Origin of the sequence: Shewanella sp. MR-4 (assembly GCF_000014685.1) — a bacterium.
In the GTDB taxonomy this organism is placed as follows: Bacteria; Pseudomonadota; Gammaproteobacteria; order Enterobacterales; family Shewanellaceae; genus Shewanella.
On sequence record NC_008321.1, the window covers coordinates 3951566 to 3966739 of the forward strand.

Sequence of the window (15174 nt, forward strand, 5' to 3'; positions counted from 1 at the left end):
CATGCTAGATGATTTTTCGCCCTAATCTTAGTCCTAAGCTCAGTATCAAGCTAGCGCAAAAGCGGCTGACGGACGGTATCTTTTCTTGTTTTGGTCATAAAAATAAGTAAATTTAGTCATATAGCAATTTTAGAGTGTGAGGGACCCTATTAATAAGTCATTCATAATTTAGGAAAGATGATGAATACCTCCTCAGTAACACTCTGTATGCTGTTGGCAAGCACGGCCCTGCTAGCAGGCTGTAACAGCGATAACAAAGATAGCGAGACTACACCGCCACCAGCGAAAATGGTGCCCGCCCAAGTCGGTGAGCGACCACTGTTTTTAGTGCGCCAAATGCAGGACAGCAGCTTAAAGACCCGCTTAGCCCAGTGCGAAACCGATCATTTCTACCGTAGTGATTTTTCCATTGGTCACCGCGGCGCGGCGATGCAATTCCCTGAACACACAAAAGAATCCTATCAAGCCGCCATCGACTCTGGTGCGGGTATCGTCGAGTGTGATGTGACTTTTACCGCGGATAAAGCCTTAGTCTGTCGCCACTCCCAGTGCGATCTCGCCAGCACAACCAATATTTTGGCCATTCCCGAACTTGCCAACAAATGCTCGGTCCCCTTTACCCCCGCCGATGCGGCCAATGGCGTCTCCGCCACTGCAACTTGCTGCACCAGCGATATCACCCTCGCCGAATTTAAAATGTTAAAGGGCAAGATGGAGGGCGAGAATCCAAAGGCGACCAATGTCGAGGAATTTATCAATGCCACGCCTAAGTGGCGCACCGATCTCTATGCGGGCAACGGTACCCTGATGACCCACGCAGAGAGTATTGAGATGTTTAAAAAGGCAGGCGTTAAAATGACGCCCGAGCTAAAAGCCGCCAGCGTGGCTATGCCCTTCGATGGCTTTACTCAGCAGGAGTATGCCCAGAAAATGCTCGATGAATATACCGCAGCGGGTGTCGATGCCTCGCAGGTATTCCCCCAATCCTTTAATTTAGAAGATGTAAAATACTGGATTGCTAACGCCCCCGAGTTTGGCAAACAAGCGGTATATCTTGATGATAGATATGATATTCACACGGGCTTTGACCCACAGGACTCCTCCAGCTGGTCGCCCTCAATGGCGGAACTTAAAGCCCAAGGCGTAGAGATTGTCGCGCCGCCACTCTGGGTGCTGGTGACCTTAGATGCGGATAAAAAAATCATTCCATCGGAATATGCCAAAGCCGCGAAAGCAGCGGGACTTAAGATCATCACTTGGAGCTTAGAGCGCTCAGGATTATTGAAAGATGGCGGCGGTTGGTATTATCAAAGCATCACAGATGCCATTGATAATGAAGGCGATACCTACGAACTACTCGATGTGCTCGCCAAAGATGTCGGCGTGATTGGCGTGTTTTCGGACTGGCCGGCGACTGTCACTTACTATGCCAACTGCATGGATTTATAGGCCAAAACAATAGGCTGTATTTCAAAATCGAGAAACAAAAAAGCGTTAGCAAAAACTGCTAACGCTTTTTATTAACAGATTCTTTTTACTTAAAAAGATGCTGAATATTTTTTAAATCGCCCTTACCTTCGGCAATTTCTTCCGGCGTTAACCCTGTCACTTCGTGTGGGAACACTAACCAGTCCTCAGAAGCATGGATATAGTAATCAGGCTTTAAAGGCACAGCGGTATTCTTTGGCTTGTAATAAGGGCAAGCGATACGAATATCCTGCGGCATGTTTAAGCGCATCAGTTGACTTAACTTTTCCTTCAACGCGTGGATACTGCGGCCAGAGTCAAACACATCGTCCACAATCAGTAAGCTGTCGCTAGCATTCGCATTTTCAACAATGTAATGCAGACCATGGACTTTGATTTCTTTGCTTTGCTTGTCGGTACCAATACCGTAGTAAGACGAGGTACGCACGGCGATATGGTCGGTTTCAACCTTCTTAAAGTCGAAAAACTCTTGTACCGCGATCCCGATTGGAGCACCGCCACGCCAAATACCCACGATAAACTGCGGACGGAATCCACTCTCATAAACCTGTGAAGCTAATAGAAATGAATCTTCGAGCAGTTGTTGTGCGGTAACGAAATATTTTTCTGACATGACACCGATCCCCATCTTAATTATTGATTTTAGGTGTTAAAGCGAGAGCTTTTACCCTGTAAGGTCTGTTCGGCGTCCAAAACACGAGAACAGCATTCTCTTCATAAGAGTCCTAGCAAGTGTAGGCAGCCGCCGAATTTTGGGAGCGAATTTTATACCAAAAAAAACCGCCGTGCTGCAGTTATAGTCATAAGTTGCAGGTGAACGGCCGTTTATTTTGCATTTTTAGGACGGAACTAACAAAAAGCGTACAAAAAAGGCCACCCAAAGGTGGCCAACAAGGAACGAGCACAGGCTCAAAGCAAAGTGTGACGCTTAAGTTTGACGCTTAAGTTAGCTCACAGGGTTGATAATAGGTTCACCGACCTTAGTCATGGCGCTGTAGCTGCGGCTACTCGACTCTTCAAACTCCTTCGCGAGAATCGTGCTGACATAATGCCAGTCGCTACGCACCGCTTCCTTGGTGAAGGTTAAAGTCATAAAGCCGCGATCTTTGAGGTTGGTGTATTTAAGATCTGGCACCAACTCGACGATCGCCGCCTCGGTCGCGGGGATCTGTTCTGCTGGTAGATTTAAGTAATATTCCAAACCTGGTGATGACACTGAGCTTGTGGCAAACTCGACCCCTACGGTATCGCCGTTGACATCTTTAAGCTCATTCGCCCAGGCATTATGGGTGTCACCGGCAATCACCACTAGGTTGTGATTTTTCGATTTAGCTGTACCTAAAATCACTTCCCTTTCATAGGCATAACCATCCCATGCATCCAAGTTATAGGGAATTGATGGCAGTTGCAGCAGGGCAATCACTTCTGGCGTTAACAGGGCTTGATTGGCCTGCAAGTACTGTAATTCCGCCGCCGTTAGGGTTGGGTCATTTGCCGCAGCGCGGGCGGCTAACTTCGCCAGCGCCCCAAGCATGGCATATTGTGGAATGCTCATCTGCTGGGTAGCAATCGCCGCAGGTAGAGACATTTTGCCCATGAGGATCTGTTGTCCTAATACCTGCCAAGTGCCCGTGGCTTGCAATAAGGTGCCCTGTAACCAGAGTAACTGGGTCAGACCTAACATAGTGCGCGAAGTCGATGTCACATCGGCGCGGAAACGCTCGCCATCGAAGGCGCCCGTACTGGCATCCATATAATCGGCATAATCGAGCTGCTTATCACGGGCCAAAACGCGCGTATCCAGCATATGTAAGTCAACTAAGTTGCCGTAACTGAAGCTGCGATAAATCTCCTCATGGTTACCCTCGCGCCATGGACGGATTGGCAGCCACTCGAAGTAAGCCTGCAGTGCGGCTTCTTTACGAACCGCAAAATCCCCTTCGCCTTCGTTGTGGTTCTCGGCGCCATCACGCCAAGTATCGTTTGCTACTTCGTGGTCGTCCCATACCGTAATAAATGGCACTTTCGCGTGCAATTTTTGCAGGCTGGCATCGGTATGATATTGGCCGTAACGGGTACGGTAATCGCTGAGGGTCAGCAGTTCGTTGGCGGGTAACACTTCACGGCCAAGCTCTGCCGCATGTTCGCTGGCATAGCCGCCGCGAGCATATTCGTAGATATAGTCACCCAAATGCACCACGGCATCGAGGTCATCCTGCGCCGCAGCCAATTCATACACGTTAAAATAGCCGGCTGGAAAATTAGCGCAGGACATGACGGCAAGTTTTACCGAACTCACATCACCCTCGGGCAGAGTGCGGGTCTTGCCCACCTCAGAGGTTTTTCCGCCCGTCATAAAGCGGTAGAAGTAGGTTTGTCCCGCACGTAAACCACGGGCATCGATTTTGACCGTGTAATCACGGTTAGCGTTGGTGACCATCTCCCCTGTGGTCACTAATTGTGAGAATGCCGCATCACTGGCCACTTGCCAGCTGACTTTAACATCCCCAGCAGAATCAGGCGTCACGCGGGTCCAGAGGATCACCGCGTCTTGCGCAGGGTCACCACTGGCTACCCCATGTAAAAACTGCGCAGGAACAGATTTATCATCATCACTGTCACTACACCCCATTAGGCCGTAGGAGATCACTGCTGCACCAATGCCTTTGGCCGACATGGCTAAAAAATCACGACGAGTCACGGTTCGTTTCATTATTATTATTCCCTTATAAGATGAGGTTTCACTGGTATGAGGTCTAATGAGGCCCCGATTGTGAGACATCACTGTTACACATTTGTGACATCTTTGTCAGCCTTTTATGATTTCTTTTAATTCATAAGCTTATACTGGATGACGTACTTTATTTGTACAGCACTGGCACAAGCTATGAGTAAGCTGCTAACATCGGATCAGTGGCAAATCGCTCAGATTTTGGCTCGTCGAGCATCAAACCTGAGCCTTGTTAAAAAAGGAATTTATAGGATGAAAGTCAGCGATATTATGAGCACTGAGGTCATCTGCATCAGCGATGGTGCTAGCCTGAAAGATGCCCACCATTTAATGCAAACCCGCGGTGTGCGCCATTTACCTGTGATATCTGAAACCGACGGCACCTTAGTCGGCGTACTCACCCATAAGAAGATGATCGCCAGCGTATTGTCTATGTTGAACAAATACGGCCAAGGCGCATTGGATCGCAAGGAACGCTACACTCCCATCGCGACTGTGATGGACAAAGACTGCCAGCACTTAACCGCCGATGAGCCTTTAAGCGTGGTAGTGGAATACTTTATCGACAACAAACTCGGCTGCTTACCCGTAGTAGATAACGATAAGAAAGTATTAGGGATCGTCACCTCTTCCGACTTTATTAAGCTCTGTCGTACCCTGCTGCAACAGCAAGCTTAACGCCTAACATCATCACTCTTTCTCGCTGGCCCTCGGTTATCAGGGCTGGCGAGAGTCATTATTTAACAATCCCAAGGAAGCACGTGGCCAAGTTATTAACCCAAGAACAATTTATCCGCGCCTATGAATGCGCCGAATTAGGCTGTATCACCAACCATGATCGCCTCGCCCAATTGCTCGCCGATCCCGATTATGACGCTTTACATGAATACAGCGCCTACTTTGGCAAAGCGGCGACACAAATCGTCTGTATCAGTGACTTACAAAGTATGGAGGAATTACATTTTGTCGCGGGTAACTTGAATTGGGATGACCATGATCCCGATATGGTGAGGGCGATTATCGAACATCCGCTCTGCGATGCGGGTACCGCTTTATTGCTTCTACTGGTACGGACAAGGCTTTTATTACTCCACGCCACAGAGGCTAGACACGCCTTTTGGACAGCTATTCAAAACCATCACCGAACGCTTTGTTACGCGCGACTATGCCAGTTATAGAATCCATTTTGATCCGTTTAAAGAATGTTTTATGCCCTCATTAGAGGACGTCCTCACGAATGGATGCCAAATTCCAGGGGCCATTTTTGCCCCCTACAGCACCATGGAAATCGAAACCGATGCAGGGCATTCAAGGTATCTACAATTTAAAAATGAGCAGCTGAAATCCGGCAAATGGGGCCAGCAATAAGCCCCGTTCTGTCTTTAAATAGAGCGCTTAAAGCCAAGCTATTAACGTGATGAAACAGGCGTTGCTGGCGGAATACGGGTAAAACGCTGCCAGCGACCCGAGCGCCAACGGTGCACCATAATCAAGCCTCGCACCCATTCATCGGCCGCAACAGCAAGCCAAGCGGCCAGCACGCCATAACCTAAATGCAGCCCAAAGAACCAAGCCAATAGCACGCCAATTCCCCACATGCTAAACAGGCCCACGCGCACCGGAAACGCCACATCCCCCGCGCCTTTTAATGCCGAAATAATTACCAGATTAAAGACTCGGCCGGTTTCCAGCGCAATGGAACCCAATAGCAGGAGTGCGGTAAGTTGAATGACCTCAGGGTTTTCACTCAGCCAGCCCACTATGGTAAAACGCTGCCAATAAAAGGTTAACACTATGGCGAGGGAAGCAATAAAGCCCACAAGGCAATATTTTTGCACCCGCACAGTAATCTCATCGAACCATTGTTTACCGACGTAGTAACCGGTTTGAATTTGCGATGCCTGCCCAAGCGCCACCGCAAAACAGTAAATAAAGCGGCTGATATTCAAACCATAGGTATAGGCGGTCAACGAGAGTGTGCCCATCTGACTAATAAAATAGATGATGGTCATCTGTGCCACGTTGTAGGACAGCATTTCGCCCGCATTGAGCAAACCTATGCGCATCACACTCCAATAGGTACTGCGCGGCAATAACTTCAACCTTGGCATCGGCAGCGGGATACCTTTACGGTGGATCACAGCCAGCATAATCAAGGCACCGATAATCTGGCTGGTTACAGTCGAAATCGCCACCCCAGTCACTCCATAAACCGGCAAACCAAAGGGAGAATAGAGGGCAATATAGTTACCGAGCACATTCATCAATCCCGTGCTGGAGGTGACTAACATGGCCGAGCGGGTAAAACCGTAGCTACGTAAGATGGCGGCAAAGGCGATGTTCATCACCAGCCCAATACTTAAACTGCCGCAGATCAGCAGATAGTCATAACCATAGCCTGCGACCTCTGGCTCTAGGGCAAACAAACCGATAATGCCGTGGGCACCGAAAAACATCGATGCCCCCATAATCACGGCTAAGCCTAAACTTAAGGCCACACTGGCGACACCAATATCGGTTGCTTGCTGCGTCTGCCCCGCACCATTATTTTGGCTGATCAGAATGCTGGCGCCCGTGCTGACCATCATGGACATCACCATCATAAAAAACATCAATTGGGTGGTGAGCCCCACTGCGGCGACGGCATTATCGGAATAATGGCTCAGCATAAAAATATCGCTGATCCCGAGTAAGGACTGCAGCAAGGTTTCGATAAAAATCGGCCAAGTGAGGGCTACAATGCCCATGCGTTGTTGCAGGGTTTTAGCTGATTTGGCCACGTTCTATCCTTACCGCTGGAAGACAAGTGAAATAGCAATAACACGCCAAGGTTGGCGAACGGTAATTTTCTTACATTTTTAGATTGTGCTCAATCTTTCATTACAACCAAACTGACCGCTGCAACCGTATTCATTGGCGATGCCTCCATCAACAAGTTTTATCAACAAGTGCTAATCAACTGAAATAGATGGAGTTAATAGCAAATCAGCCAATACACTACCCTTTTCAACATTGAGCCGATACACTTTGCCGACCACAAGGGGCGATAAGCGCTCACCGAATATATTCAGGGAAACTGCACATGAGCCAACTCTATTTAGAAGACGGAATTAAACAATTGGTGAGCGAGTTTATCGCCGCAGGTTGCCCTTCGGTGCGCGAGCAAAGCCTTGAGGAACGTCGTCAAGGGTATATCGCCAGCACGGTATTGGCTGGCGAGCCGGAAGCGGTGTTTGAGGTCAAAACCTTATCCCTTGAAAGCATAGAATTAACCCTATTTAAGCCCTCGGCGGACAACAACTTACCCGTAGTCATTTACTATCACGGCGGCTGTTTTGTCAGTGGCGGCATCGCCACCCATAACCAACAACTGCGTAAAATCGCCAATGATTCTGGCGCGTTAGTGGTGGCGGTCAGCTATCGTCTCGCCCCTGAGCATGTGTACCCCGCCGCCCATGACGATGCCTTCAATGCAGCCAATCTCGTGCAGCAACATTGCCAGCAATGGGGCGGGGACAACACCAATATCACTCTGATGGGCGACAGCGCCGGCGGCCATTTAGCCTTAGTCACTTGCCTGCGATTAAAATCAAAAGGGCAATGGTTACCTAAAAAACAAGTGCTTATCTATCCTATGTTGGATGCGACCGCCAAAAGTCAGAGCTATATCGACAATGGCGACAAGTACATTATCACCCGCGACACGCTGCTCACGGGCTTTGATATGTACCTCGATTGGCACCCCAGAACCGATGTCGAAGCCAGCCCACTTCGCAGCCAAGAGTTAGAAGGTTTACCCGAAACCCATATCATTACCGCCGAGTTCGATCCCCTGTTAGATGAGGGTGAACAGCTATTCCGTAACCTGTTGGATGCGGGCGTAAATGCCCATTGCCGCCGTTATTTAGGGGTGATCCATGGCTTCTTCCAACTCGCTGGTGTCAGCCAATCGGCGCGGGATGCCATGGTGCAGGTAACCCATATTATTCGCGCTTAACCTGCTTAAGCCGCATGCCTTAATGCTTGGCATGCGGCTATAGAATCCATTCAACAAACAACCCATTGCATGATAACGCAATGATCAAACGACGCTATTTCGTCTCTGGCCGACTCAGTTTGTGGATCACGTCTTGATGCTGCGGATACATGGCCCGCAAAGCTTCTTGGCTAAACAATTCAAAGTCATCGAAGGTAAAACCGGGTGACACCATACAGCCCACCAGCGAAAACCCTGGTTGATTCATGGCCGAGCCAAAAATACAGCCCTTAGGCACTAAAAACTGTGGCCTTTCGCCCGCGGCTAAATCCAGCCCCAACTGCGCCGTGGTCAGCTCGCCCTCGGGGGAAATCATATAAATCGTCAGGGATTGACCCGCATGGAAATACCACATCTCATCGGCCGTGAGTCGATGAAAATGCGACACTTCGCCGGTTCGCAGTAAGAAATAAATGCTGCTCCACAGCTGACGACTCGGATCAAAAGCCGATTCTGAGCGATAGGAAGAACGGTAATATCCGCCTTCTACATGCTGCTCAAGTTCTAAATACTGAATAAAATCATCTGCATTCTGCATCTTTACTACTCCATTCATTTTCAGAATTTGTATCTTGGCTAATACCTTTTTTAAGAAGATGTTAGAACCATGACCAAAATCAAATAATAATTATTCTCATTTACATATAATGCTGCCACTTGTAATTTTACGGAGAAATGAGAGTGAAGCCTACTTACCTTGCCATCCTGTTAGCAGCCCTACTACATCCCCCCTTGGCCAGCGCAGACGAAGTGAACCAACCTGAACTGGATAAAATCGAGCGCGTGAGTGTTGTCGGCGTAAGACAACGATTAGAGCAAGCCGGAACCTTGGCTAACACTATCATGAAAACCGAAGTCATCGACGCCAGCGTGATTGAGAACAAAAATGCCGTTAACCTCTCCGAGGCGATTGATAATTCCCCCGGCGTCAAAGTCTCCAACGAATGCTCTATGTGTGGGGTTAAGCGGATTATGCTCAACGGCATGAAAGGTGAGCAAACCACGATTTTGGTCGATGGTTTACCCGTACACACCATGATCTCGGGCTATTATGCGGTCGATGCCATTCCAACAACTGGGGTGGAACGGATTGAAGTTGCCCGTGGTGCGGGCGCATCCTTAATTGCCCCCGAAGCCATTGGCGGCACCATTAATATTGTCAGCTACGAGCCCACAGAAAACGGCGCAGAGTTGGATATCTCCGCCGGTGAAAATGGCTACCGTAAACTGGGTTTTCTCGGTAAAGGCGTGACCCAAGATGGCCGCACCCGCGCGACACTCGTTGCCCAATATGATGATAGAGATCAAGCCGATGCGGACAATAACAAAGTCAACGAAGCACCGATGCAGGAAAACCGCAGCCTGACCGCTCGAGTCTCCCACGATGTGACCGATACCGATAACTTAGTGATGCGCGTCGCCAATATTCAATCGGAAATTTTCGGTGGCCCTATGTTAGGCAGCACCTTTGCCGATGGCGTCGCTTCTAGTACGGGGAACGTGTTATCCGGCTACGATGGTCAGTCGAGCGAGCCACAACAGCTGTTTGAAGATGGTGATGTGCGTAAGCGCTACACAGGAAAAGCCTGGGAAACCACCGAATGGATTAAAACCCAGCGTAACGAGGCCTCACTCGCTTGGCTGAGGGAATTTAACGACAACTGGAACATGCACCTTACCGCCAGTTACGCCGACCATAAGCAGGACTCCTTCTATGAAGGCTTCGACTACACCGCCGATGATAAGATGTGGTTCTTCGACGCGCGCTTTAACTATCTTTTGACCGATAGCCAACTACTCACCTTCGGCGCCGACTTACGCACAGAGGAAATGCGCTCCCATTCCCGCTCGGGCAGTGCCAACCCTGACTATGTTTCCGACTCCTTTGACTATGATGTAAAAGGCGTTTATCTACAGGACACTTGGCAAGCCACTGAGTCTTTAGAAGTTGCAATGGCGCTGCGTTACGATACTATCAGCGCCGATTTTACCGATCCTAACAAACCCGGCACCGAACTCGATGAGTCGATTCTGTCTCCTAGGGTCGACATTCGTCTGCGCCACAATGATGAGTGGACTTCACGCCTATCCGCAGGTCGCGGCTATCGCGCGCCATTATCCTTCTTTGAAACCGACCACGGCATCTTAGACGGATCACTCGGCTTTGACATCGATATCGACGAGCTAGAACGCTCCAACTCAGCCAACTATGCCCTGAGCTACGAGGGCGAGCGTCTCACCTCGACCGCCTCGATTGCCTGGACCGAAGTCGAGCATTTAGCGGCATTAACCACCAACGACCATGGTATTCCTTTGCTGACCCAACTCGATGAAAAAGCAAGGGTTATTACCAGCGATATCGCCCTAGGCTATCGTTTGACCGACGATATGAGTCTAAGCCTAACAGCCGAGCATTTTGATTATGACTCTGTCTTTAAATCCTCCTATGCCATTGCACCTGTTGAAAAACGGGTCACGCTCAGCATGGATTGGGACGTGAATGACTGGGAAATCTTTGCCAACCTAGTATGGATTGGTAGTCGCGATCTGTCCGACTTTGGCTACGAAGGCTATAACCGCCTCGATGCCAATGGCCAAGTCGACCCTAGCTCGAAAAAGACCACGGATGCCCCCTCTTACGTGACTTTAGATTTAAAGGTCAGTTATCAGCTTAACGATACCCTGTCGCTCTACACTGGGGTCAGCAACCTGTTTGACTACACCCAAGCGGGAGATGAAGAAACACCGCTATTTTACGATGCGGAAGGCGCCTTCGACGTGGGCTATATCTATGGCCCACTGCGAGGCAGAGAGATCTATGCAGGCATGAAGTTTAGCTTCTAATGCAGCGCACTCTTCTCCTTATGCTGTTGTGCTGCGCCCTGCCGTTATCGGCGGCGCAGCTCACCCGCGACTATCAGTTTCAAGCTTTGCGGGGTCAGCAAGTGACCGACTTGTCGCATCTCGAGGGGCAAGCCACGGCATTGATGTTTTTCGAGCCTGAATGCCCTTGGTGTATCAAGCAGGCCAGTGTACTCAAGCAGCTGCATCAAAGCTGTCGTCAACCGATTCAACCCGTGGCGCTTGGGGTCAACGGGGATAACTTAGCCTTAAAACGTGCCCTGTTTAGGTTGAATTTTCCCTTTGAGGCCTACCGTGCGCCGCCCGCCTTGCTACAGGAGATGGGCGGCATTCCCGCCACGCCAATCCTGCTGCTGCTCAATACCAAGGGAGAATTAATCAAAGGCTATCGCGGTTTTACCGATGAAGCAGAACTTAAGGCTCAACTCTGTCGCGCAAGTTAATATCAACATAATTTAATCTATTGTTTTCAATCAGAGTTTTGTTTTCTTCGCTTAAAGAATACGCTATCCTGATTGGAAGCAATAGGTTTCACCTTACGAAATCAACGCTTATCTACACTGTTCATTACCAACATCAGATACACTTAGAGTGTTACTCCGGCTCATGCCTAGGCTCGAAAAAATCCACCTGGGTAGATGATTTGGAGTAATTGCAGTAACAGGTGTGATAACAGATTAGAAGCAAACAAAAGCGCTTCTATCTATTAGACCCTTTAACGAATAGGGGCTTGTTTGATGGTCAATGTTGAACAAATGGCTTTAGTGCTGGACGCGCTACCCGATCCGGCGTTTATTCTTTCCAAGAGTGGCCGCTATGTTGCCGTGTTTGGCGGCAAAGATGCGCGTTATTACCACGATGGCAGCGGATTAATCGGCCTCTCCCTCGGTGATGTACTCAACGCTGAAAAGACCGCTTACTACCTTAATATCATTGAACAAGCCTTAGATAGCCGTAAGTTGCTGATCGAGGAATATGAGCTCAGTAATAAGGATGTCAAAGGCTTACCCGATAACGGCCCTGCCCAACCTATCTGGTTTGAGGGGCGTATTCAGGCGTTAGATTTTCTCGTCGATAACGAACCCGTCGTCCTCTGGGTCGCCAGCAATATTTCCAAACGCCATAAACTGGAATTACAACTGCGGCAATTAAGCGATACCGACCAACTGACCGGGCTCTATAACCGCCGTCGTTTAGACCGTGATTTACAACTACTCTTCGACACCTTTAGCCGACATCACATTCCCGCCTCGATCTTAGTCTTAGATCTGGACCACTTAAAACGGATCAACGATCAACTCGGCCACCAAGCAGGGGATCGGGTGATCATAGCCGTCGCCGAAGCCTGCCAACAACAATTTAGAAAGACCGACAGCGCCTACCGTTTTGGTGGCGATGAATTTGTGATTGCCCTGCCTGGGGTTGAGCATGACCAAGCCATAGTGTTTGCCGAATACCTCTGTGACTGCTGCTTTAAAGCATTGCAAAAACTGTCAGTAAAGGGGTTGTTTGCCACCGTCAGCATAGGTGTCGCGAGTATAGAGGCGGGCGATAAATCCTATGAAGACACCCTAAAACGCGCCGATGCCGCGCTCTATCAAGCCAAGCGAGATGGTAAGAATCGCGTTATTGCCAATAGCGCTTAAGGCTGTATATCCTTGGCAAACAACCATTAAAAAAGCGAACCTAGGTTCGCTTTTTTATACACATCAGATTCTTAGACGTTTGCTATTAGTTCGCCGCTTTGGCCTTGCGGGCGGCGTGCAGTTTCTTATAGCTCTCGATTAAGCGTAAATGTGGCTCAATCCCTTCGAGCTGCATGCTGGTCTTAGTTAAACCGCTGAAACGAACTTTACCAGTAACACTACCGACCACTTGTTCCATCACTTCCGCGCCAAACATGCGGGTAAAGTTATGGCTAAAGTCTTCGAGCTCAAGGTCTTCATCCAGCGTCACTTCCAGTACCGCGCTCATTGCTTGGAAGAACAGATTGCGCTTCACGGTATTATCGTTAAATTGCAGGAACTCACCGACTAATTCCAACGCCTCTTCATGCGCGCCGAGTGCCAGATAAATCAAGATCTTAAGTTCGATAATCGTCAACTTACCCCAAACGGTATTTTCATCGAAGACGATACCAATCAGGGTACGAATATCGGTGTAGTTATCGAGCTGACTTTCTTCTAAACGATTGACTAGGTTAACCAATTGCTTAGTGCTTAAAGAATGCAGATTCAGAATATCTTCACGGTAATCCAGCGCCTTGTTGGTGTTGTCCCAAATCAGGTCTTCTACTGGATAAACTTCTGAGTAATCAGGCACTAAAATACGGCAAGCCGATGCGCCTAATTCGGTAAATTCGGCGACATACACCTCTTTACCTAGCTCTTCTAAAATGCCGAATAAACGGTCCGCTTCCTCTTGGTTAGTGCCAGAGAAATCCCATTCGCAGAACTCATAGTCATGCTTGCTGCTAAAGAAGCGCCATGAGATCACCCCAGTTGAGTCGATAAAGTGCTCAACAAAGTTTTCAGGCTCGCTCACCGCCATGCTGTTAAAGGTCGGTTTTGGCACATCGTTTAAGCCTTCGAAGCTGCGACCTTGGAGCAATTCGGTCAGACTGCGCTCCAATGCCACTTCAAAGCTTGGGTGGGCACCGAAGGAGGCGAATACCCCGCCGGTTTTCGGATTCATCAGCGTCACGCACATCACAGGGAACTGACCGCCTAAGGAGGCATCTTTCACCACCACTGGGAAGCCTTGTTCTTCTAAGCCCTTAATGCCCGCAAGAATGCTTGGGTATTTTTCTAACACCGACATAGGCACGTCTGGCAGGACGATTTCTTGCTCGATAATTTGGCGTTTCACCGCGCGCTCGAAGATTTCAGAGAGACACTGTACTTCGGCTTCTTTGATGTTGTTACCCGCGCTCATGCCATTGCTTAAGAACAGGTTTTCAATCAGGTTCGATGGGAAGTACACAGTCTCGCCATCGGATTTACGCTTGTACGGAATCGCACAAATGCCTCGGTCACGATTGCCCGAGTTAGTGTCGATAAGATGTGAGCCACACAGCTCCTCATCGGGGTTATAAATCTCTAGGCAGTAGTCGTCTAACAGACCCGCTGGCAGGGCGTCGTCTTCCTCTAGGGCAAACCACTTTTCGTTGGGATAATGCACAAACTCGCTATTGGCGATTTCAACGCCAAAGAATTGATCGTTATAGAAAAAGTTATTGTTTAAACGCTCAATAAATTCACCGAGGGCCGAGCACAACGCGCTCTCTTTGGTTGCGCCTTTACCATTGGTAAAACACATGGGTGATGCGGCGTCACGGATATGCAGTGACCACACATTGGGCACAATGTTACGCCATGAGGAGATCTCAATCTTCATCCCAAGCTCAGCCAAAATGCCGGTCATATTGGCAATGGTCTGCTCCAGCGGTAAGTCTTTACCCAAGATATAGGTGCTACTGTCGTCGCCTGGGTGACCCATCAACATGGCATTGGCATCGGCATCGAGGTTTTCAACGGTTTCGATTCTAAATTCTGGGCCAGTCTGCACGACTTTCTTTACTGTGCAGCGGTCGATGGAGCGCAAAATACCTTCGCGATCTTTATCCGAAATATCGTCGGGTAATTCGACATTGATCTGGAAAATCTGGTTGTAGCGATCTTCTGGGTCGACAATATTGTTTTGCGACAGACGGATATTGTCCGTCGGAATATCGCGGGATTTACAATATACCTTCACAAAGTAGGCGGCGCACAATGCCGAAGAAGCTAAAAAGTAATCGAAGGGACTCGGCGCCGAGCCGTCGCCCTTATAACGGATGGGCTGATCGGCCGTTACCGTAAAATCGTCGAACTTGGCTTCGAGTCTCAGGTTGTCGAGAAAATTAACTTTGATTTCCATTAGAATTTTTCCACTCAATATGCTCAAACGCGGTAATCGCATTCGTTACCGCACAGCATTGCCCTTGGGCGCTATCGTCTGGGGGGAATTATCGGTGTTTTTCGCCCATTAGTCTTGGGTTAATTATGTTAAAAAAACA

Annotated in this window: 13 protein-coding genes; 8 read left to right on the top strand and 5 right to left on the bottom strand. The window is 48.9% G+C overall.

Annotation, left to right across the window (positions count from 1 at the left end):
* The first annotated feature begins 180 nt into the window (after window positions 1–180).
* Window positions 181–1449, top strand: coding sequence for a glycerophosphodiester phosphodiesterase family protein (locus SHEWMR4_RS17310; RefSeq protein ID WP_011624045.1), 1269 nt, complete (start codon window positions 181–183; stop codon window positions 1447–1449).
* 85 nt (window positions 1450–1534) lie between these two features.
* Here the strand turns inward: SHEWMR4_RS17310 and SHEWMR4_RS17315 are convergent, their stop codons facing one another.
* Together SHEWMR4_RS17315 and SHEWMR4_RS17320 are read right to left on the bottom strand one after the other, a co-directional pair.
* Window positions 1535–2101, bottom strand: coding sequence for a phosphoribosyltransferase (locus SHEWMR4_RS17315; RefSeq protein ID WP_011624046.1), 567 nt, complete (start codon window positions 2099–2101; stop codon window positions 1535–1537).
* Window positions 2102–2434: 333 nt separating this feature from the next.
* Window positions 2435–4201: an alkaline phosphatase D family protein gene (locus SHEWMR4_RS17320; RefSeq protein WP_011624047.1), complete on the bottom strand. Its 1767-nt coding sequence runs from the start codon at window positions 4199–4201 to the stop codon at window positions 2435–2437.
* Between the two features lie 270 nt (window positions 4202–4471).
* On the opposite strand from SHEWMR4_RS17320, the gene SHEWMR4_RS17325 reads away from it, so the two are divergent.
* The 3 genes from SHEWMR4_RS17325 (at window position 4472) to SHEWMR4_RS21115 (ending at window position 5587) form a co-directional block, all read left to right on the top strand.
* Complete coding sequence (locus SHEWMR4_RS17325) at window positions 4472–4897, top strand: HPP family protein (protein ID WP_011624048.1); 426 nt, start codon at window positions 4472–4474, stop codon at window positions 4895–4897.
* A gap of 83 nt (window positions 4898–4980) precedes the next feature.
* Complete coding sequence (locus SHEWMR4_RS17330) at window positions 4981–5397, top strand: DUF4274 domain-containing protein (RefSeq protein ID WP_227499210.1); 417 nt, start codon at window positions 4981–4983, stop codon at window positions 5395–5397.
* A 31-nt stretch (window positions 5398–5428) separates the two neighbouring features.
* Entirely contained in the window at window positions 5429–5587 is a 159-nt protein-coding gene (locus SHEWMR4_RS21115; RefSeq protein ID WP_227499211.1) for a hypothetical protein, read from the top strand.
* Window positions 5588–5628: 41 nt separating this feature from the next.
* Here SHEWMR4_RS21115 and SHEWMR4_RS17335 read toward each other — a convergent pair whose 3' ends face one another.
* Window positions 5629–6999 (bottom strand): MATE family efflux transporter, encoded by a 1371-nt coding sequence (locus SHEWMR4_RS17335; protein WP_011624049.1) that lies wholly within the window; start codon window positions 6997–6999, stop codon window positions 5629–5631.
* A 302-nt stretch (window positions 7000–7301) separates the two neighbouring features.
* On the opposite strand from SHEWMR4_RS17335, the gene SHEWMR4_RS17340 reads away from it, so the two are divergent.
* Entirely contained in the window at window positions 7302–8216 is a 915-nt protein-coding gene (locus SHEWMR4_RS17340) for an alpha/beta hydrolase (protein ID WP_011624050.1), read from the top strand.
* A gap of 94 nt (window positions 8217–8310) precedes the next feature.
* Here the strand turns inward: SHEWMR4_RS17340 and SHEWMR4_RS17345 are convergent, their stop codons facing one another.
* A complete protein-coding gene (locus tag SHEWMR4_RS17345; protein WP_011624051.1) occupies window positions 8311–8793 on the bottom strand; it encodes a cupin domain-containing protein in 483 nt (160 codons plus the stop codon).
* A gap of 137 nt (window positions 8794–8930) precedes the next feature.
* Here SHEWMR4_RS17345 and SHEWMR4_RS17350 point away from each other — a divergent pair, with 137 nt between their 5' ends.
* The 3 genes from SHEWMR4_RS17350 (at window position 8931) to SHEWMR4_RS17360 (ending at window position 12763) form a co-directional block, all read left to right on the top strand.
* On the top strand, window positions 8931–11099 hold the full coding sequence (locus SHEWMR4_RS17350) for a TonB-dependent receptor plug domain-containing protein (protein WP_227499212.1): 2169 nt from the start codon (window positions 8931–8933) through the stop codon (window positions 11097–11099).
* Entirely contained in the window at window positions 11099–11560 is a 462-nt protein-coding gene (locus SHEWMR4_RS17355) for a TlpA family protein disulfide reductase (RefSeq protein ID WP_011624053.1), read from the top strand. Before SHEWMR4_RS17350 ends, SHEWMR4_RS17355 begins: the two co-directional genes overlap by 1 nt.
* A 294-nt stretch (window positions 11561–11854) precedes the next feature.
* Complete coding sequence (locus SHEWMR4_RS17360) at window positions 11855–12763, top strand: GGDEF domain-containing protein (protein WP_011624054.1); 909 nt, start codon at window positions 11855–11857, stop codon at window positions 12761–12763.
* 85 nt (window positions 12764–12848) lie between these two features.
* Here SHEWMR4_RS17360 and SHEWMR4_RS17365 read toward each other — a convergent pair whose 3' ends face one another.
* On the bottom strand, window positions 12849–15035 hold the full coding sequence (locus SHEWMR4_RS17365; RefSeq protein WP_041408883.1) for an OsmC domain/YcaO domain-containing protein: 2187 nt from the start codon (window positions 15033–15035) through the stop codon (window positions 12849–12851).
* Window positions 15036–15174: the final 139 nt, after the last annotated feature.